General features: G+C 36.6%; 16 protein-coding genes and 3 pseudogenes. 17 read left to right on the top strand and 2 right to left on the bottom strand.

Annotation, left to right across the window (positions count from 1 at the left end; all coding sequences use genetic code 11):
- Positions 1 to 139 precede the first annotated feature (139 nt).
- The 10 genes and pseudogenes from ETR37_RS07680 (at position 140) to ETR37_RS07635 (ending at position 10989) form a co-directional block, all read left to right on the top strand.
- On the top strand, positions 140 to 1360 hold the full coding sequence (locus ETR37_RS07680) for a glycosyltransferase (protein WP_129447112.1): 1221 nt from the start codon (positions 140 to 142) through the stop codon (positions 1358 to 1360).
- Complete coding sequence (locus ETR37_RS07675; protein WP_129447111.1) at positions 1344 to 2732, top strand: flippase; 1389 nt, start codon at positions 1344 to 1346, stop codon at positions 2730 to 2732. Before ETR37_RS07680 ends, ETR37_RS07675 begins: the two co-directional genes overlap by 17 nt.
- Before the next feature lie 5 nt (positions 2733 to 2737).
- Entirely contained in the window at positions 2738 to 4021 is a 1284-nt protein-coding gene (gene murA / locus ETR37_RS07670; RefSeq protein WP_164977989.1) for a UDP-N-acetylglucosamine 1-carboxyvinyltransferase, read from the top strand.
- A complete protein-coding gene (gene murB, locus ETR37_RS07665; RefSeq protein ID WP_129447109.1) occupies positions 4011 to 5006 on the top strand; it encodes a UDP-N-acetylmuramate dehydrogenase in 996 nt (331 codons plus the stop codon). Before murA ends, murB begins: the two co-directional genes overlap by 11 nt.
- A 228-nt stretch (positions 5007 to 5234) precedes the next feature.
- A pseudogene (locus tag ETR37_RS20095) lies at positions 5235 to 6426 on the top strand (ISL3 family transposase).
- Positions 6427 to 6741: 315 nt separating this feature from the next.
- The gene (rfbA, locus tag ETR37_RS07655; RefSeq protein WP_129447108.1) at positions 6742 to 7629 is read left to right on the top strand and encodes a glucose-1-phosphate thymidylyltransferase RfbA; all 888 of its coding nucleotides are present in this window, start codon (positions 6742 to 6744) and stop codon (positions 7627 to 7629) included.
- Positions 7630 to 7646: 17 nt separating this feature from the next.
- Positions 7647 to 8204, top strand: coding sequence for a dTDP-4-dehydrorhamnose 3,5-epimerase (gene rfbC, locus ETR37_RS07650; RefSeq protein WP_063329491.1), 558 nt, complete (start codon positions 7647 to 7649; stop codon positions 8202 to 8204).
- Positions 8205 to 8206: 2 nt separating this feature from the next.
- Positions 8207 to 9220 carry a dTDP-glucose 4,6-dehydratase gene (gene rfbB / locus ETR37_RS07645; protein ID WP_129447107.1) on the top strand — a complete coding sequence of 338 codons (1014 nt, stop codon included), beginning with the start codon at positions 8207 to 8209 and terminating at the stop codon, positions 9218 to 9220.
- Positions 9217 to 10062 carry a dTDP-4-dehydrorhamnose reductase gene (rfbD, locus tag ETR37_RS07640; RefSeq protein ID WP_129447106.1) on the top strand — a complete coding sequence of 282 codons (846 nt, stop codon included), beginning with the start codon at positions 9217 to 9219 and terminating at the stop codon, positions 10060 to 10062. The genes rfbB and rfbD overlap by 4 nt, the downstream gene beginning before the upstream one ends.
- 15 nt (positions 10063 to 10077) lie before the next feature.
- A complete protein-coding gene (locus ETR37_RS07635; RefSeq protein WP_129447105.1) occupies positions 10078 to 10989 on the top strand; it encodes a glycosyltransferase family 2 protein in 912 nt (303 codons plus the stop codon).
- 188 nt (positions 10990 to 11177) lie between these two features.
- Here the strand turns inward: ETR37_RS07635 and ETR37_RS20790 are convergent, their stop codons facing one another.
- A complete protein-coding gene (locus ETR37_RS20790; RefSeq protein ID WP_240673881.1) occupies positions 11178 to 11351 on the bottom strand; it encodes a hypothetical protein in 174 nt (57 codons plus the stop codon).
- A gap of 101 nt (positions 11352 to 11452) precedes the next feature.
- Positions 11453 to 11779 carry a helix-turn-helix domain-containing protein gene (locus ETR37_RS20785; protein ID WP_240673880.1) on the bottom strand — a complete coding sequence of 109 codons (327 nt, stop codon included), beginning with the start codon at positions 11777 to 11779 and terminating at the stop codon, positions 11453 to 11455.
- A 114-nt stretch (positions 11780 to 11893) separates the two neighbouring features.
- Between ETR37_RS20785 and ETR37_RS07625 the strand changes: the two genes are divergently transcribed.
- The 7 genes and pseudogenes from ETR37_RS07625 to ETR37_RS07585 all read left to right on the top strand — a co-directional run bounded on the left by ETR37_RS07625 (position 11894) and on the right by ETR37_RS07585 (position 20098).
- Entirely contained in the window at positions 11894 to 13111 is a 1218-nt protein-coding gene (locus tag ETR37_RS07625; protein WP_129447104.1) for a hypothetical protein, read from the top strand.
- A 649-nt stretch (positions 13112 to 13760) separates the two neighbouring features.
- On the top strand, positions 13761 to 14678 hold the full coding sequence (locus ETR37_RS07620) for a glycosyltransferase family 2 protein (protein WP_129447103.1): 918 nt from the start codon (positions 13761 to 13763) through the stop codon (positions 14676 to 14678).
- A gap of 463 nt (positions 14679 to 15141) precedes the next feature.
- On the top strand, positions 15142 to 15312 hold the full coding sequence (locus tag ETR37_RS19105; protein WP_164977988.1) for a hypothetical protein: 171 nt from the start codon (positions 15142 to 15144) through the stop codon (positions 15310 to 15312).
- A 20-nt stretch (positions 15313 to 15332) separates the two neighbouring features.
- Positions 15333 to 15483: pseudogene (locus ETR37_RS20780) on the top strand (transposase); the annotation flags it as partial.
- Positions 15484 to 15894: 411 nt separating this feature from the next.
- Complete coding sequence (locus ETR37_RS07600) at positions 15895 to 17001, top strand: glycosyltransferase family 4 protein (RefSeq protein WP_129447101.1); 1107 nt, start codon at positions 15895 to 15897, stop codon at positions 16999 to 17001.
- Positions 17002 to 17124: 123 nt separating this feature from the next.
- Positions 17125 to 18402: pseudogene (locus tag ETR37_RS07595) on the top strand (IS110 family RNA-guided transposase).
- Positions 18403 to 18721: 319 nt separating this feature from the next.
- On the top strand, positions 18722 to 20098 hold the full coding sequence (locus ETR37_RS07585) for a sugar phosphate nucleotidyltransferase (RefSeq protein WP_129447099.1): 1377 nt from the start codon (positions 18722 to 18724) through the stop codon (positions 20096 to 20098).
- Positions 20099 to 20266 lie beyond the last annotated feature (168 nt).

Genomic DNA, 20266 nt, shown 5'->3' with positions numbered 1-20266 from the left:
AAAAATCCTCCCGATTTTCGTTGGGAGGGTGCGAAATGTGAGTTTAAAACAATCAAAATCATGATTAAACCAAATAGTGCTTATTAAGTAGAATATTAACTTATGTAAGGTGGATAAATGAGAAAGTAGGCGATAGAAGTTGAATATATTATACGTTAATAATGATATGAGTGTTAGTGGCTCTCCTAAAGCGATTGTGACGGAAGTGACGGAATTAAAGAAAAAAGGGCATAATGTCGTTGTAGTTAGTAGAGATGGCGAATTAGCAAAAAATTTAATCCAAAACTCTATCACTTATTATCCTGTAGATTTGCCGGTTATAGGACTCCCAATTATAAAAAATAGTGATCGGTTCGAAATAGGAGAATATCTTCGTTTTCTAAAAGGATGTTTTTGGAAAAACAGACTATGGAGAAGTTATTTAAAGCTCAAGGAAATTATAAAAAAGGAACAGATTAAAATAATCCAATCACATCAACCTGGACCTACGTTGGTTTCCTATTTAGTAGCCAAAAAACTAAATATCCCTTTAATTATTAGAGTTCAGCATATTTTGCGTAATGAATTTCCTCCTCTTTTTTATAAACAAATTGTAGAATATGCATCTGGAATTTCTGTTATCACTCCAGAAATTAAGAGACATTTAACAAACGTATATAACATTAATGAGAAAGATATAACTATTATCCCTACTTTAGTTAAATTCCATGATGAACAAGAAGAACATGTTACGGAGTTAGTACCCAATTTTATAAGAAATGGAAAACTTAAAATATTAACGGTGACAACGTTAGGAAGTGCAAAATATAAGTCAGTTATAGAGCTGATTAAAGGTATTGATCTTTTGTTATGTGAAAATTATGATTGTGAGCTTACGATTGTAGGCGATGGTCCTTATAGAGAGGAAATCGAGAAACAAATTCAAAAAACGAAAGATAGCAAAAAGTTTATTTTGGCAGGAAAACAGGAAAATGTTGAACGCTTTTATCAGGAAACTGATGTAGTAGTTGGAGTAGGAAGAGTAGCAATGGAAGCTTTATACTATGGTAAACCATTGCTTTGTTGTAGTCATTTTTCATATGCTGGAATTTTTAAACCAGAAACAGCTGATGAGATAAGCACTTATAATTTTTCTGGGAGAAATTTCCCTGAAGATTCTCTAAACAGTGTTAATATTTATAAAGATTTAAAAGAAATAATAAGTTATTCGCTAAATGATTACCAAAAAATGTGTCATTATAATAAAACATATTTTAAGCAAAAATTTGACTCTGAGAAAATAATTAGCGAAACAGAAAATCTTTTTAGAAATGTATTAATTTCTAAAGGAAAAAAGGATCGTTATGAAAAAGGGCATTAGTATAAACACAATTGTTGAGGTTTTATCGAGGATAATTAACTTTACATTGACTTTAGTTATTAGTCGATTATACGGACCACATGTTTTAGGAATGGTAGCTTATGCACAGTCTGTAGGAGGATATATAGCGTTATTTGGTGATTTTGGAACAAATAATGAAGCGATTCGGACAATCGCTCAAGATAAAAATAAAGTATCGAAAGTGTTTACATTCATTTTAATGTATAGAACTATATTTTTCACGGCCGTTCTTATGGTCTTGTTTTTTTTTACTTATTTAGGATATGTAAATAATTGGATTATTATCTTGTTTGTTATCGTAACATTTCTAACCATGCTTTCTCCTAATTCAATCTTTATGGGACTATCGCTTTTTCAATATAATGGATATGTCAATTTAATCGCTTCGTTAACATCTTTTTCTTTATTTGTCTTGTTTTTTATTTTTTTTGATGATGTCATATTTTATCCAATTTCTTTGTTAATAGGATACTTCGTTAGCTTGTTGGTTGGATATTCTATTTATTTCAGAAAAATTGGGACGATAGAACGTGTAAATTTGAATGAATTCATTCGTTTTTTAAAAACATCGTTAATATTAGGGATTACGATTACTTTTGCTAGAATTTACTACGACTTTGATATCATAATGCTAAATATGTTAACTAATAATGCTACCGTAGGTCTTTATGCTTCTTCATTTAAAGTTATTCAAATTTTATGGTTCTTACCGCAATTATACGTTATGTATGCGTTGCCTTATACATCGAAGTTAGTAAAGGAAGATATTGATAAGTTACGTTCGTATGTGACAAAAGCTTGTAGTTATGTTTTTGTAATTATCTATCCTATTTTTTTAATCGCGTTTTTATATTCTGGTGATGTTTTATTATTGCTTTTTGGTGAGGAGTATAAAGCGGCAGAGAGGGTGTTGTCAGTTCTTTTAATCGGTTTTGTTTTTATGAGCACGAAAACTATTTTTGGAAATTTATTAATTGCTCTTAAGGAAGAAAAAATATTAGTAAGATTGTCCATTGTAGCTTCTTTTTTTAATATTTTTTTTAATATGATATTAATTCCTTACATTAGCGCTTTAGGTGCGGCTATATCGACTTTATTAACAGAATTTGGATTAATGGTTTTAGAATGTTACTTTATAAAGAAAAAAATAAATTTCCATATTCCTTGGTTTACTTTTATGAAAGTATGTTTAGTGTTAATTATTTTGTATGTTATTTTACGTTCTTTTTCTATTGGTATGTGGATGGGATTACCGACAATTATGATCTCTTATATTATCTTGTTATATGTAATGAAAGAAAAAGTAATGGAGGAAATCCTCCAATTAATAAAAAGACTGTTTATGAGGTGAAGATGATGATCGTTGTAAAAGGTCCACAAAAAGTTTCTGGATCAGTTAAAGTAAGCGGTGCGAAAAATAGTGTGTTACCTATTATGTGTGCTGCATTATTAACAAAAGAAAAAGTGGAATTGGAGAATGTTCCTAATTTAAATGATGTAAAGGTTCTCATCAATATCATCAAGCAATTAGGTAGAGACGTTTCTATGAATGGAGATAGATTAATATTACATGAAATGGAAGAGTTGAATTATTCCAATCATGTACCTTCTGAGGCAAGCAGCATCCGTTATTCATTATTATTATTAGGAAGTTTATTATCCACTTCTAAGTCAATAACCCTCCCGATGCCAGGAGGATGTAATTTTTCTGATAGACCTATTGATATTCATTTATATGGATTAAAGCAATTAGGAGCAAACATAATAGAGGGGGAAAATCATTTAGTTGCTAATACCATTGGTTTAAAAGGAACTGAGATTACGTTACGCTTTCCATCAGTAGGTGCAACTGAAAACTTATTGATTGCAAGTGTACTAGCTGAAGGGGAAACAATATTAAGAAACGTGGCGAGAGAACCTGAAATAGATGATTTAGTAAAGTTTCTGAATGAGTTAGGGGCAAAAATAACTTATTTAGGTCCGAATACTATGAAAATTGAAGGGGTACCAGCTCTAGAGAAGAAAGGGGTTACTTATAAAATAATACCTGATAGAATCGAAGCAGCGACATTTGCAGTTTTAGGCGCATTAGCATCTAAAGATAGTTTAACAATAGAGAATTTTGTCGTTGAGCATAATTTAGTCTTTTTAAATATACTACAAAGAATAGGTGTGAATTTTGAAATAATTAGCCCAAATTCACTTAAAGTATATCATTCTCCTAATTTAGTTGCCACAAGCATCTGTACAGAAGTTTATCCTGGTTTACCTACTGACATTCAGCCTATTTTAGCTGTTCTTTTAACACAAGCTGAGGGTGAAAGTATAATTGAAGATAGTATTTATCCAACTCGTTTTCAGTATGCAAAATATTTAGAAAAAATGGGGGCACATATTTCTTTATTTGAAGGTGGCATTTGTATACAAGGAAAAACTTCGCTTGAAGGGGCAGAAGTTTTTTCCACAGATTTAAGAGGGGGGATTTCTGTATTACTTGCGGGTCTGATCGCAAAAGGAGAAACAGTTATTAAAAATAGTTATCAAATCTTTAGAGGATATTCTGAATTAAGTTTAAAATTAGAGAAAATAGGTGCAGAAGTTGAGGAAAAAGTAAAAGAGGTTGGTGTCCTTGCTTACTAAAACATTAACGACAGCCAATATAATACAAGATCTTCAAAAAATATCGTCTGGAACTATAACGGATTCTATGAATGGGAGTAATATTACTACTTTTAGAATTGGTGGGCCTCTTGAAGTTTTTGTAGAACCTCAAACCGAGGAAGAAGTAAGGCAAATAGTTCTTTATGCTTCCCATCATTCGATTCCACTTCACGTAGTCGGAAATGGAAGTAATCTGCTCATTTTAGATGGAGGAATAAAGGGCATTGTACTTTCTCTAAAAAAGATAAAATTCATCAAGCAAGAACAAAATCATTTAGTTGTAGGTGCAGGTGAGACACTCCCGTCTTTATCTATAAGATGTATAAAGCTTGGATTAACAGGGCTTGAATGGTCTAACGGGATACCCGGTACTGTTGGCGGAGCTGTTGTAATGAATGCTGGTGCATTTGGAGGAATGATGCAGGATGTAGTGGAAGAGGTATACGGTTTTAATAAACGTGGAGAAAAAATTGTATTGAAGAATCATGAACTTGGTTTTGGATATCGAAAAAGCATATTGCAAAATAATGAATTTATTATTACATCGGTAAAGTTAAGACTTCGTTCTGGGGATTGTGAAAAAATTAAAGAAACAATAAAAAAAATTGCTGCAATTAGGGATGCGACACAACCAAAAGGGAAAAAGTGCGCTGGTAGTATTTTTGCAATACCTAATATTTATGAAATTGGGAATAAAAATTTTAAATGGAGAATTATGAGAAAAATATTTTCTTTATTAAATAAGCCGGAGTTATTTATACCTTATATGATTGAAAAATATAATCTTCCTCGAAGATCAGGCGGTGCTATGCTTGAATACAATAACTTTAATTGGATATCCAATGTAGATAATGCCACTGCGTCTGATGTACTAAACTTATCTGAACAGGTGAGAAAAATTTTAGAACATGAATTAAAGATTAAATTAAACTATGAGATAAGAATTGTTGGAAAAGAAAAATAGAATCTAAGATTTCAAGGAGGAAAACAGCGTATTTTTTGAGGTAGCTTATGTAAACATGTTTTAGCTACATATGTGATTAAAGATGCTATTCTACTCTTCTATGTTTTTACAACAAATAAAATCTGGTTCATCACCAAATTTTGTGATTTAGTGACAAAAAAGAGAAAGCACTAACGAGATCCTGGCAATAATGTTAGCGGCAAAACAAACATTAAGGAGGTCTCGTAAGTGCTTTCTATATCACTAGGATTGCCAGAATTTCAAATTGTTAAACAAGAACTTCTTTCCTATGGTTATGCGATTCATGTAGAGAAAACAGAGACACAGGAACGTTGCCCTCATTGTGGGTTTACCACTTCCTCTGTCCACGACAGACGGACAAGAAAAATACGGGATTTGGCGATTTTCCATCAACCGGTGTACTTGTTTGTAGAGGTAAAGCGCTATCGGTGCTGGAATTGTTCCCAAGTGTTTTCCGCTTCTTTGGAATCGATTCCACCCAATCAACATTACACCAATCGATTTTGTGAGTACTTGTATGAACTTTGTGAAGGCTCCACCATTCAAGAGGTTAGCCGAAAGCACCGTATTCTATATACGACATTGGAGCGCATCTATTACTTCATTGCATCGAAAAAAGCAAAAGAGCGTCAAACAGCGATAGGAAGCATCTTCTCAAGAAGAGATGGTGCTTAGCTTAGATGAAATCGCTGTAAAAAAGGGACATCAGTATGAAACTGTATTGATGGATGCCAAAGCCGGATCGGTCATGGGAATGCATGCCGATCGCCAGTGTGACTCCGCCATAAACTTGTTGAGCCAAAACGTCCTGTCGAAAGAAATGGTGCAAACAGTGATTCTTGACATGTGGGAACCTTATCATAAGGCGGTTCGTGCCCTGTTTCCATCTGCTTCGATTGTCATCGATAAGTACCATGTGGTTCAAAAGGTGACACAAGCCTTAGATCAAGCGCGAAAAGAGTTCCCGCAATTGAAAAAGGCTAGATTCCTTCTGTTAAAAGGGTATGAAAAACTTCGTAAGAATCAGCAGTTTCGATTGAACGATATCTTGGAGGAATATCCCGCTCTTTCGATTGCTTATTATCTCAAGGAGCTATTTCGAGATTTCTACCGAACCGATCATTATGACCAAGCAAAAGAATGCTTGGAAGAATGGATTTGGTTAGCAAAGCAAAGCCCTTTTGTCTCTTTTCAACAAGCAGCTAACACCCTTGAAAGGTGGAAGGAGCCCATTCTTCAATACTTTTTGTGCCCGTATACGAATGCACGAATGGAAGGCAACAATCACAAGATCAAAAATATCAAACGCCGGGCATATGGCTATCGGAATCTAGAACGATTTCGTTTACGTGTATTTTTGGAGTGTACAAGGAAAACTACAGGTAGTCAGGCTGTCTAAGTACGCGCTTCTTCCGCTATCGCCATGATAGTTGGTAGAATGGAACCCGTCAAGGAAAGCACTTGACTGTTTCCATTCTACCAACTTTGTGGTTTGTATGCGGAAGAAGGAGCCTGCCTGATGAACCTGTTTCATCCAGCTAACATGTTTCTAGGATTGAGTAGAAATCACAGAAAACGGTGAAGACCCTAAAATCTTAGGTGACTACTTTTAAGATGGTTGTTTATTGAAAACATGAAAAGATTTAATTACAATGATCTTTTTATTTGGTATATTTTATCGTTTGTTATCAGTTGTATTTACGAGGTGTTGTAAATGAAAGGGATAGTACTAGCTGGTGGAAGCGGCACCCGCCTTTATCCTTTAACCAAGGCAGTATCTAAGCAATTGCTACCTATTTACGATAAACCGATGATTTATTATCCTTTATCTGTTTTAATGTTAGCGGGTATTCGTGATATTTTGATTATTTCTACTCCTAGTGATACGCCACGTTTTCAAGAATTGCTAGGAGATGGCTCAGACTTAGGAATCTCATTATCCTATGCTGTGCAGCCTTCTCCAGATGGTCTTGCACAGGCATTTATTATTGGTGAAGAGTTTATTGGTGACGACAATGTTGCGCTTATTTTAGGGGACAATCTTTTCTATGGTCACGGTTTGACAGAGTTGTTGCAGAGAGCGGTTGAGCGCAAAACTGGGGCAACGATTTTCGGCTATTATGTCAAGGATCCTGAACGTTTTGGTGTTGTGGAGTTTGATGAGAATGGAAAAGTAATTTCTATTGAAGAGAAACCGCAAAATCCTAAGTCGAATTATGCGGTAACGGGATTATATTTTTATGATAATCGTGTTATTGAAATTGCCAAAAGCATTAAACCTTCTGCACGTGGAGAACTTGAAATTACGGATGTTAATAAAACATATTTAGAACTTGGCGAATTGCACGTGGAGATTTTAGGAAGAGGTTTTTCATGGTTAGATTCCGGTACGCATGAATCTTTGCTTGAGGCTTCGCAATTTATCGAGACGATTGAGAAGCGGCAAAGTTTAAAAATCGCGTGCCTTGAGGAAATTGCCTATTTGAAAGGATACATTGATCGAGAGCAATTATTAAAACTAGCGGAGCCGCTAAAGAAAAATCAGTACGGTCAATATTTAATTGATATTGCCAACCAGAAAAAACGACCGATTTATTTGTAAAGATGAGGTGCTTTAGAATGAAAGTGAGTAAGACGCTGTTACCCGGTGTATTGTTGATTGAGCCAAAAGTGTTTGGTGATCACCGGGGCTTTTTTATGGAAAGTTATAATAAAAAGCTTTTTGCGGAATATGGTCTGGATTTCGATTTTATTCAAGATAATCACTCGTTATCCCAACAAGCAGGGACGATCCGAGGACTTCATTATCAGTTAAATCCGAAGGCGCAAACGAAATTAGTTCGCGTTACTCGAGGTGCTATTTACGATGTCGTTGTCGATATTCGTAAAGGTTCACCGACATTTGGTAAATGGCAAGGTTTTATTTTAAGTGCGGATAATAAACGGCAATTGCTTGTACCGAAGGGATTTGCACATGGTTTCTGTACGTTGGTGGAAAATACAGAAGTACAATATAAAGTGGATGAATACTATTCTCCAGAACATGATCGTGGCATTCTTTGGAATGATCCGGCGTTAGGAATTGACTGGCCGACGGCGAATCCAATTCTTTCTGACAAAGACACGAAACATCCACTATTAGCAGATGCCGAAATCAACTTTGAGTGGGAGAGATAATAATGAATCTTTTAGTCACAGGCGGAGCAGGGTTTATTGGTAGCAACTTTGTCCGTTACATGCTTGAGAAATATCCAAATTATAAAGTAGTCAATTATGATTTATTAACCTATGCTGGTAATCTTGAAAACTTAAAGGATGTTGAAAATCACCCGAACTATACATTTGTGAAAGGTGATATCAATAACCGTGAGTTAGTGGATTATCTTGTTAAAACACATGAGATTGATGTTATCGTGAACTTTGCGGCGGAATCGCATGTAGACAGAAGTATTACAGATCCTGATATTTTCGTAAAAACAAATGTATTAGGCACGCAAGCGTTATTAGATGTGGCGAAAGCCAACAATATTAAGAAATATGTGCAAATTTCAACGGATGAAGTGTACGGTACACTTGGAGAAACGGGATATTTTACAGAAGAAACACCATTAGCACCGAATAGCCCTTATTCGGCGAGTAAAGCTGGTGGAGACCTACTTGTAAGAGCGTATCATGAAACGTATGGGCTAAATGTGAACATTACGAGATGTTCCAATAACTATGGACCATATCACTTCCCTGAAAAACTCATTCCGTTAATGATCACGAATGCGTTGGAAGGGAAAGAACTTCCGATTTACGGTGACGGTCAAAATATTCGTGATTGGTTGCATGTTAAAGACCATTGCGCGGCGATTGATTTAGTGATTCATAAAGGTAGACCTGGGGAAGTATACAATATCGGCGGACATAATGAAAGGACAAATAATGAAATCGTGCATTTAATCGTTGAAAAACTAGGGGTTTCGAAAGATTTAATTAAATATGTTGCCGATCGCCCAGGGCATGATCGTCGTTATGCAATTGATCCAACGAAAATTATGACAGAGCTTGGCTGGAAGCCGCAATATACCTTTGAAAAGGGTATCGTTGAAACGATCCAATGGTATATCGACAATCAAGAATGGTGGAAAAATATTAAATCTGGTGAATACATAAACTACTATCAAAAACAGTATGGTGACAAGCTATGAAAGTGGTTGTAACAGGTGCAAAAGGTCAGCTTGGTACAGATTTAGTCCATTTACTCGCTGATAGAGGATATGAAGTTTATGGTTATGGACGAGAAGAGTTAGATATAACAAACTTTGACCAAGTAAAACAGATTATTGGCAAAGTTAACCCTGATGTTGTCATTCATGCTGCGGCCTATACAAAAGTTGATTTAGCAGAATCAGAGCCAGATCAAGCGTTTTTAATTAATGCTTATGGAACGAGGAATGTTGCAGTAGCCTCAGAAGCAGTGGGAGCTAAACTTGTCTATATCAGTACGGACTATGTCTTTGATGGAACGGCTAATGTGCCTTACAACGAATTTGCTCCAACAAATCCGCTTAGTGTATACGGAAAAAGCAAGTTGGCAGGGGAGCAATTTGTTCGCGATTTACACTCTAAGTTTTTTATCGTCAGAACTTCTTGGGTGTATGGAAAGCATGGAAATAACTTCGTCAAAACAATGTTAAAGTTAGCCCAAGAACGGGATGAATTGATGGTTGTCCATGATCAAGTCGGTTGTCCAACGTATACAGTAGATTTAGCCAATTGCATTTTAGAATTAATTCAAACAGAAAAGTATGGCATTTATCATGTTTCTAATTCGGGACATTGTTCTTGGTATGAGTTTGCGAAAGCGATTTTCGAAGAAGCTGGAATAGAAGTGAAGGTCAATCCTTGCACGACAAAAGATTTTCAAAGACCAGCGCCAAGGCCAGCTTATTCGGTGTTTGAGCATATGACATTAAAGTTAAATGGGTTTAGTGAAATGAGGGAATGGAGAGAAGCGTTGAAAGAATTTATAATGCAAATTAAACTATAAGGTAGTGATGGACACTTGAAACAAGTAACCGATAAAGACGTAGCGATTATTATTTTAAACTGGAATGCTTATGATGATACGTTTGAATGTCTAAAATCACTAGAACATCTAACGTATCCCTACTTTCATGTATTTTTAGTAGACAATGCATCACAGGACAATTCGTTCGACAAACTAAGACAAGATTATAAGGATGGTAAGTTTAACGTACCAATTACATTCATTCAAACTGGAAAAAATTTAGGTTTTGCTGGTGGAAATAATGTGGCAATTAAAGAAGCTTATAAACAAGGGTATGAATATTTTTGGATGTTAAATAATGATACAGTAGTAGACCCGAATGCTTTAACTCCACTAGTGGAAACATTAGAAAAAGATCGACAAGTGGGGATTGTTGGCTCAAAGATTTATTACTACGGTACGAATAAAATTTGGTTTGCGGGTGGAAAAGTAAACACTTGGACTGGAGCATGTGCGCATATAGGTTTTAAAGAGGAAGATAAAGGTCAATATAATCAACTTAAGGAAGTTGATTATATAACAGGTTGTAGTTTGTGCTTCAGAAAGGAAATTCTTGAAACGGTTGGGTACATGGAGGAAGATTACTTTCTCTACTATGAGGAAACTGATTGGAATTTAAAATCCTCAAATAAGGGGTGGAAAATTGTTTATATTCCAAATTCTGTAATTTACCACAAAGTGTCTATTTCATCAGGTGGAGAATCTAATCCGTCTCCCTATGTTGCGTTTTATGATATAAGAAATGGTCATTGGATGGTAAAGCGTACACAAAAGAAATATAAGTGGATAACTTCTTATTTATATAGGTATTATAAAGCCTTGAAAAAGCTAATAAAGATGGTCGTTTGTAATTATGATAGAAAGCTTATAAGAATAAAATTAATAGTTAAGGCACTCTACGAATAGATATGGATATTAATTTATCAGGATAATGATTTCTCAAGATCTTCAAGAAGCCAAAAACGTCGTGGCGTTGGCAGCCGTCCCCCCCGGTGAAGAATGGCCTCTCCTTTCAGCACATTCACGGCTCCAAAGAGCGAGACGTGAATATGATGGTCGTAGGTGAGCACTTGCTTTTGTTTGCCCACTTCTGATCAGGTGGCCCGCAGGACTTGATACGACCGGACATGCGTCTCATCGACATACAAAAAACCGTATCTGGGGTGATTAAGTTTTTTTATTAGGTCCATCTGCTTCTCGAAGGATTGTTGTTGTTCGTGATCGCCTTTGGCGAGGGTATTGATCGGTCGAGTCCACGATAGTCTCATTCGATGCAACAGTTTTCGAATGCCTTCCCGAGACTGATCACCCCATAGTGCTCACAGATATACGATTGAAGAATCCGCGTATTCCAAGACGAGGCGATATCTCAACCGAGTTCGGCTGGAGTTCTGGTCAAAATCAGTTCTTTCAGTTCTTGTTGCTGTTCCGGCGTTAAAAACAGTTCTCGACCCGGTGGGGATTTCCGGGCGAGCAGGAGATCCAGTCCGCCTTCATTGAATAAAGAGACATAAAGCGACACACTTTGCCGGCATAGGTTGAGCATGACTGCGGCGTCTTTGCCTAAGTACCCTTCTATGACCAAGCGAATCGCCATAACGCGTTGGCGCAGGGCCACGTTTTTGATTTTCCGCTCTTGCTTTTGGAGAGTGCGTGGTGTCCACCCGTGGTCGTTGGTGATTTTTAACCGTTTCATCCTTGTTTCACTCCTTTTTCTATCTATTTCCTAGGAGCAGTATAACCGGAGTGGGGATGACTTATAAGGAAGTTAATGTTTCAATGTGCATGTATATATAGAGGTGGTTACAAATTGATTATTAAAATGTATAGAATATCTTTCTTATCGTTACTGTTTTTTACATTCGTTTTCTTAACCGGAAGTTTGTATGGAATAAACCTCAAGATTTTATTTGCTTTTGTTAGTGCGCTATCGCTTGCCTTTATCTGGTTAAGTAAAAACACACCGATCAATTATATTAATTTATTACTGTTTGTATCTTTCATAAGTTTAGTTACTTTGGCAGCATTTATGGGAGTATTGAATGGTTTTAGGGCTAGTTCTGTGCTAGATGAGTTTATTGGTGTCCTTTCTCCCTTAATTATTTTGGGTCTATATAATAGTAATTTTATTAGTATTTCAGCGGTTAAAAAAACAATGTTAGTTGGTGCAACCATCTATTCCTTTTCCAAAGTAAGTATTGCCTTATTAATTTCTATAGAAGTTATTTCGTTCCCGGATTTTTATAAGTTTGTTGAAGAAGCATTTGGGTATCAGTTTATGAGTATGCCTATTTTACCTGAATATAAGATTATTAGAATCTATGCAGTTAACGATTTACTTATTACTTTCAGTCCTTTGTTATTATTTAATAAAGACATGCACTTATCAAAACTAGTTAAATTCTTTATTTATATTATTTTTTGCTTAAGTATGTTTTTGTCGTACTCAAGATTTCTAATCCTTCTTTTCATGATTGTTTCGTTATTATCTATAGCAACACTTAAAATCACTACTAAAAAGGTACTAATCATTTTTTATAGCTTATGTTTATGTGGCATTTATTTGTTGATGTTCGGGATACCGAAAATGATAACAGACAGATTTTTGCTTACCAACCATATTAATATTCAATCAGACACCATACGCTCGACTCAATTCGATTTTATGATTGATATGATTAGTAAACATAAAATTATAGGAGCTGGGTTGGGGAGTCATATCCCCAATTTTATACGCAGTGATATCAGCAATTATGTCTACGAATTACAATGGATGTCTCTTATATTTAAATTTGGCTTTCCTATTTTCATCTTTATATGTTTGATTATATTGATATATTTTAGAAATAATTTTATTTTTTGTTTTAAGAGCGTTATTTTATTTTTATCAATTTTGTCATCAGGGATTTTTAATCCATATTTAGAGTCAACTGTTATGGGTGCATGTTTGCTTCTTCTACATTGCAATTACGGGAAACGAAAAGATCGTTTCCCGTTGATTTCTGATACCAAATCAAGGGTGGTTTAAAATTGTCTTTTCTAAAATAACCACGCTCCTGCTTGTTGTAGCCGTTGAATATTCTGAGTATTTTATTACAATAATCACCATACTATTAAGAGATCAACACGGTACCCCTATGACATGTATGACATGGAGTTGTTTTTTACGGCGTCAATGGGAATATCACATTTCGCCACATTATAAATGAACTCTACGAGGTTATGCTCTTTTTCCTCTCCTTTACACGCAATGACGATCCTTTAAAACCATTTTTCTGTTAATGATTACACCTAAATAAATATGCAAGAATGATGTCTGATGAACCCCTTTCTTTTGGTCTTATAGCCGAAAAAAGATAAAAAAAGCAGGAGAGATATATCGATTAAGGGTGCGAAAATATGTTCCGGGTTTGTTAAGGAGGCTATGTCCCTTCTATCCATTTCGTATGTTCGTATACACGTTGAGCATCGTCTCGCTATAGCCACTCTTGCACGTGAGTTTCATCTAGAAGTGGCATGCGTGATAGACCAACTTTCCGGCCATCGTGATGACTGTCGTTTGTTTTGATGCGACGTCTTCTCACTTTATGGTGTAATGGGTGTCTTGGATCCCATAGAATCTCTTGCCCTATCAAGTGAAGTATGAAGAAATCTTAAATGAATGAGGGAGACTAAAAATGAGACTTAGTATAATTATCCCTACCTATAATCCTGGGATTTTAATTAGAAATATATTTGAAACTATTAGACCCTATTCCCAAAAATCGGATAGTGAAATCATTATAATAGATTCTTCTTCTACAGATGGATCATTGGATTTTTTGGAAAAAGAGAATGTGAAAGTAATTAAAATTCCGAAATCAGAGTTTAATCATGGAGGAACGCGCAATAAAGCAGCTCATTTGGCTAAAGGAGATATATTAGTATATTTAACACAAGATGCGATTCCTATCGATTCTAACTCTATTGAGAAATTAATTAAACCATTAGTAGAAAATTCGAAAATTGGTATGGCATATGGTAGACAATTACCACATTTAAATGCCGATTTTTTTGCTGCTTTTGCAAGAAAATTTAATTATCCTGAAGAGAGTCAAATGAAGACATTAAAGGATATTAATAAATTAGGAATTAAAACGGTATTTGTTTCTAATTCCTTTGCAGCTTATAGGAAAGAATGCTTGATGGAAGTAGGAGGATTTCCTACTAACACTATTTTAAGTGAAGATACTTATGTTGCTGCACGAATGTTGAAAAAAGGATGGACAATTGCATATGTTGCAGAAGCTCAAGTTTATCATTCTCATAATTACACTATTATAGAAGAGTTTAAAAGATATTTTGATATAGGTGTTTTTTATGGGAGAGAAAATTGGATATTAAAAGAATTTGCTCAAGCAGAAGGGGAAGGGACAAAATTTGCGGTAGAACAACTTCGAACTATTATCAAAGAAAAGAAATACTACTTAATCCCTCCTTTTTTTGTAAGAAATGCAATGAAGTTTTTAGGATATCGATTAGGAATCTATGAAAAGATAATTCCTCTTTTCATCAAGAAAAAGATTAGTATGCATAAACAATTTTGGGATCAGTAAATGGAGCATTCCGGTTAGAAGTTTTTCTGGGAACTTGAAGAAAAAAGCCCTATTGGTATGTGTAGGGGTGTCAATTACCAAATTGACTCTAAATTTATGCCAATGATGAATTTGGATGATTATAGTCTCTTCACCGAAAGTTATGCTTGACTTTTTAACAAAAGTTTGATCATGCTCTACTCACACCCAAAAGGAAATATAAGTAAAACACTTATTCGTGCATAATCCTTATTCGGCGAAATCTATTACTTGTCAAGCACGCTTTGTGGTGATGAGCCTGGTTATAAACCAAATTTCAAAATTTATCAAGCCGCTGGTGAAACGATTATCGTGAGGATGGACATCGCGAAATGGAAACATGATGCCTGCTTTGTGGATGTGAGGGAACGCGTGCTCAAAAAATCGTTTTCCATGTTTCATTCCAAACAAGGGGGAGTAGCTACACAAGCGCATCATAGAGGCGATGAACAAGTTTGAGAAAATAAAGGTAATCGTGACGATCGAACTGATCGAGCACTATTGGTTGAACTTGGTCTATTCACGATACCATTTGGAGAAAGACGGACGTTTTAGCGATCCGTGCCCTCTTCAAGGCATCGAAGCTGATTTGCGTGTCGGGAGGGAGACGGCTTGACGCTGAGTAGGAGGTTCCCCGTGCAAACAACCATGGAACCTTAGTGGCTGAAAACCATCGACGGCTTAGGAGATGCCACAATCGTCGATATGTTGGTGGAGATCGGGAGTTTCTGCCCATTATCGGGATCTGCGCCAATTGATTAAATTAGTGGGTCTGACGCTCTGGGAACATCCACCTTGGTCAGTACAAAGGGTAAAAACCGATGCCAAATGGGAACGAAGAGCCGGTTTTGCCCTCTTCTGTTCCGGACGATGATACCTTTGATTCACTTAACAATAATTTGTTCAATATTGCCTGGCTTCCTTTCACATACGATGTTTCCGGAAACAGGAGCAAGTTGATATACCGAAATAATATTTCTAAAATTGGAGCGATTTCATAAGTCTATGCATGTTCGCTGTTTTAATTAGAAATCATGACATGTCCGCTCTTTGGTAGTTAATTTTGGTGAATGTATATGATCCAAGGAGGTGTATTTTTATATACATTATTTATGCATTCGTTATGCGTCTTGCAATATGTTCAATCTAAAAAATGCATTTTATAATTCGTATAAAGTTAGGAAAGGGTATTAAGGATATGAAAATCGCAATTAATGCCACAATATTGGATGATAGACCTACAGGTTTAGGGGTATTTACAATAAATATAATTCAAAATCTGTCAAAATTAATAGATAGCAAAAAAGATGAGATAATTGTTTATACTTCAAATCCTTCTTTTTTTAGAGAATATCCTGTTACTATAAAAAAGGTAAATTCAATGATTCAGCCAAAAAGGGGGAAATTAGGAGGGGTTATAAGGTTTTTATGGAGCCAATTCATTTTTCCCCTTCGTCTAAAAGCGGATAGGATTGACATTTTATATAGTACAACACATCATGGAACTTTTTTTACTAAGAAAAAGCAAATATTAACAATCCATGATTTACTTCCATTAAAGTTTCCGAAACAACATAAATTGCAATATTATTATTTTAAGTATGTTTTACCATTATTGTTGAAGAAGGCTTCAAAGATCATAACTGTATCAGAAAATACAAAAAAAGATATATACCAACATTATAATTATCCTTTAAATAAAATACATATTGTTCCAAACTCATATAACAAGGAACATTTTTGTGTATCAAAGGAAACAATTTATAAAGAGAAATATGGGGATTACATTTTATTTGTAGGTGCTTCATATCCACATAAAAATTTAATAAAAGCTATTGAAGCATTTTTTTTAGTAAAAGATAAATTACCAAGTTGCAAATTAGTTATTACTGGTGGAAGGGAAGAATATAGAGAAAAAATTAAAGAAAGATTTAAAGACTTTAAGGACTTTAACAAAATAGTAGTTTTTATCAATTATGTACAATATAAGGATTTACCAACATTGTATTCTAATGCTTTAGCTTTACTTTATCCGTCACTTTATGAAGGGTTTGGAATTCCTCCAATAGAAGCTATGGCATGCGGCTGCCCTGTTATAGTTTCAAACACATCCTCATTACCTGAGGTGTGTGGGGAAGCTGCATATTATATTAATCCAGAGGATGTTATTGACATTGCAAAAGGAATAGAAACTGTTTTGAAAAACGAAAATCTAAGAAAGCAGTTATCTGTTAAAGGGTTAGAAAGAGTTAAAAAATATAGCTGGGAAGAAAGTGCTAAAAAATTATTAGATTGTTTAATTTAAAGAAAGGAGCATTCCTGTTAGAAGTTTTTCCGGGGACTTGAATAAAAAAAGCCCTCTTGGTATGATTCGGGGGTGTCAATCGCACGAATTGACCCCTAATTTGGATACCAAGGAGGACTATACATGAATTCTATCTCAAACAAGAAGATTAATCAAGTCACCGATCAAACGCTGGTTGTTGGGATGGATATCGCAAAGAAAAAACATTATGCCTGCTTTGTGGATGAGCGAGGGAGGGTGTTAAAAAAGCCGTTTCCCGTTCTGCAATCGAGAGAAGGATTGGAATGGTTGTACCAGTGCATCGTGGAAGCAATGAAGGAATTCGGGAAAACCAAGGTGATCGTTGGCATCGAACCAACGGGACATTATTGGCTGAATCTCGCCTATTTTCTTGATGAGAAAGGCATCCCTCTCGTCATGACAAACCCGATGCACGTGAAGCGATCCAAAGAGCTGAACGATAACCTTCCAACCAAGCATGATGCGAAAGATGCGCTCGTCATTGCCCGGTTAGTGAAAGACGGCCGATTCAGCTATCCGCGCATTCTGAAAGGGATGGAGGCGGAGCTGCGCGTGGGAGCGACATTTCGCTCCAAATTGGTGGAAGAACAGGGAGCGATTCGAAATCAAATGATTCGCTGGCTTGATCAATATTTTCCGGAGTTTTCCCAAGTCTTCCCGTCATTTGGGAAAATGGCGCTCGCGGTGCTGGAATATACGCCATTTCCGAGTGATCTGGCAGGAAAAGAACTAGAAGAGGTGCTGGCCCTTTACCGGCAAAGCGAGGGATTACAATCGCCACAAAAACCGAAAGCGAAGAAGTTGATGGAATTGGCCCAACACTCCATTGGCGTAACGGAAGGACAACAGATGGCCCGTATCGAAATCGCCACGCTTGTCCGCCGGTACCGCCAACTGGAAGAAGAAATCGAGGCACTGACAGAGCAGCTGATCGAACTCGTACAGACATCGATCGAGTACGAATGATTGAAGACCGTTCCGGGCTTAGGCGATGCGACCATCGTAGAACTGTTATCAGAGATCGGGAGTTTCTCCCATTATCAGGATCCGCGGCAGCTTATCAAATTAGCGGGCCTGACGCTGCGGGAACATTCCTCCGGCCAACACAAAGGGCAAAAACGGATCTCCAAGCGTGGAAGAAGGCGGTTGCGCGCCCTTCTGTTCCGGGTGATGATGCCGATGATCCGCCACAACGAAGCGTTTCGGCAGCTGCACGAATATTACACGACACGTCCTGATAATCCGTTGCGGAAGAAGCAATCGATTGTGGTGTTATGCGGAAAATTATTGAAGGTATTGCACGCTGTATGTACGAAGCACCAAGCGTTCGATGCGAAGCGAATGATGCAGGACATCTTTGGCCTCGAAACGGCTGCTTGATGCCTATAGTCTCGATTCTCTAGACAACAAGGATGGCACGGAGAAGCTGGCGCGATATCATCCATTCGACCTTGAGTCCCNNAGAGACATGGGAGGGTTCGTCATCATCAGCGATGCAGAGATCCACGGTGCATCCCATACGCTTCCCCCACTACAACCAAATTTAACCAGTAGTGGCCGCGAAGCGTACCCAGTCAATGTAAGATATACACATATTTAAGAAATAATGTTAGAAACTTTGTCGAAAAATATTTTTTTGACACCCCTGAAACGGCTACAACCGTTGATATATCAACATTTATAGAGGGAGGTACCTAACTTGAAATTAGTTTTATTATCCGGCGGCTCTGGCAAACGCCTTTGGCCGCTATCTAACGATGCACGCTCTAAGCAATTTTTAAAAGTGTTAGAAAATCAAAATGGCGAGCTACAGTCAATGGTGCAGCGCGTATGGGAACAGTTAGGAAACGTTGGTCTAGCTGATTCCGCTGTGATTGCTACAAGCAAATCCCAAGTCGATATGATTCAAAGCCAATTAGGACAAGAGGTACCGATTATTATTGAACCGATGCGGCGCGATACGTTTCCAGCGATCGCTCTAACATCGGTTTATTTGTATAGCATAGAAGGAATTCGTTTAGATGAAGTCATTGCGGTGTTACCTGTCGATCCTTATGTGGAGGATCGTTTTTTTCATCGAGTAAAAGATTTAGAAAAAACCGTACTCGCAAGTGGGGCTGATTTGGCGTTAATCGGTGTGGAGCCAACGTATCCATCAGCGAAGTACGGTTATATTGTTCCAGCTTCTAAATCTAGTGATGGTGATTATTTAAGAGTAAGTTATTTTACAGAAAAGCCAACGGAAGAAAAAGCAGCGGAATTAATCGAACAAGGTGCGCTTTGGAACTGCGGTGTGTTTGCGTTTAAGCTTAATTATATAATTTCTTTACTGCAAGAAAAAGGGTTTCCAACTCAATATGATGAGTTATTAAAACAGTATGATAAGTTGCCAAAAATCAGCTTTGACTATGAGGTCGTGGAAAAGACAGAACATATTGTGGTATTGCCTTACGATGGTTATTGGAAAGACCTTGGCACATGGAACACGTTAACAGAGGAAATGGCAACAAACCAAATCGGCAAGGGTGTTATTAGTGTTGATTGTGAGAATACCCACCTCATTAACGAGCTAGACATTCCTGTGACTGTATTAGGAATATCCAACGCGGTTGTTGCAGTAAGTCCAGATGGGATTTTAGTCGCTGACAAAGCGAAGAGCCCAAAAATCAAAGAGTTAGTAAATGGTTTTGATCAGCGTCCAATGTATGAAGAACGCCGCTGGGGTTGGTATCGGGTATTAGATTATACAAAATTTGAAGATGGACGAGAAGTATTAACAAAACGAATCGGCGTTACTGCAGGGAAAAATTTAAGTTACCAAATGCATCATTATCGTAGCGAAGTGTGGACCATCATTAAAGGTGAAGGAGAATTTGCCTTAAATGGAGAAATTCGCCGCGTTAAGCCGGGGGATGTGCTTGAAATTCCTGTCGGTGCGAAACATGGAATTAAAGCGATTACTGATTTAGAATTTATCGAAGTGCAGACAGGAACACAATTAATTGAGGAAGATATTGTTCGTATTTATATGACATGGGAAGAAGTAGAGGCAAATTGCTTCTCTGCGAGTAAATAATGGTTTGTGCTGCTGGAAGGATGTGTTTCTTCTAGCAGCGTCTTTTTTTGTTAGTAAGAGAAAAAGGAAGAGTTGTTATTGAACACCCATTTTCTTATGCTCTGTTTTCCAGGAACGTATCTGGGAACGGAACGAAATTGTAGAACTTATACAGGTATGACATTCTTT

Origin of the sequence: Geobacillus sp. PK12 (assembly GCF_004123125.1) — a bacterium.
Taxonomy (GTDB): domain Bacteria; phylum Bacillota; class Bacilli; order Bacillales; family Anoxybacillaceae; genus Geobacillus; species Geobacillus zalihae.
The sequence above is the reverse complement of the archived record's forward strand: the minus strand, read 5'-3'. Positions and strand labels throughout refer to the sequence as shown.

Excerpts from the sequence above, each read along its gene's own strand:
- ETR37_RS07675 (WP_129447111.1), top strand. The coding sequence starts at position 1,344 with ATGAAAAAGGGCATTAGTATAAACACAATTGTTGAGGTTTTATCGAGG.
- murA (WP_164977989.1), top strand. The coding sequence starts at position 2,738 with ATGATCGTTGTAAAAGGTCCACAAAAAGTTTCTGGATCAGTTAAAGTA.
- rfbA (WP_129447108.1), top strand. The coding sequence starts at position 6,742 with ATGAAAGGGATAGTACTAGCTGGTGGAAGCGGCACCCGCCTTTATCCT.
- rfbC (WP_063329491.1), top strand. The coding sequence starts at position 7,647 with ATGAAAGTGAGTAAGACGCTGTTACCCGGTGTATTGTTGATTGAGCCA.
- rfbB (WP_129447107.1), top strand. The coding sequence starts at position 8,207 with ATGAATCTTTTAGTCACAGGCGGAGCAGGGTTTATTGGTAGCAACTTT.
- rfbD (WP_129447106.1), top strand. The coding sequence starts at position 9,217 with ATGAAAGTGGTTGTAACAGGTGCAAAAGGTCAGCTTGGTACAGATTTA.
- ETR37_RS20790 (WP_240673881.1), bottom strand. The coding sequence starts at position 11,351 with ATGAGACTATCGTGGACTCGACCGATCAATACCCTCGCCAAAGGCGAT.
- ETR37_RS20785 (WP_240673880.1), bottom strand. The coding sequence starts at position 11,779 with ATGAAACGGTTAAAAATCACCAACGACCACGGGTGGACACCACGCACT.
- ETR37_RS07620 (WP_129447103.1), top strand. The coding sequence starts at position 13,761 with ATGAGACTTAGTATAATTATCCCTACCTATAATCCTGGGATTTTAATT.
- ETR37_RS19105 (WP_164977988.1), top strand. The coding sequence starts at position 15,142 with ATGAACAAGTTTGAGAAAATAAAGGTAATCGTGACGATCGAACTGATC.
- ETR37_RS07600 (WP_129447101.1), top strand. The coding sequence starts at position 15,895 with ATGAAAATCGCAATTAATGCCACAATATTGGATGATAGACCTACAGGT.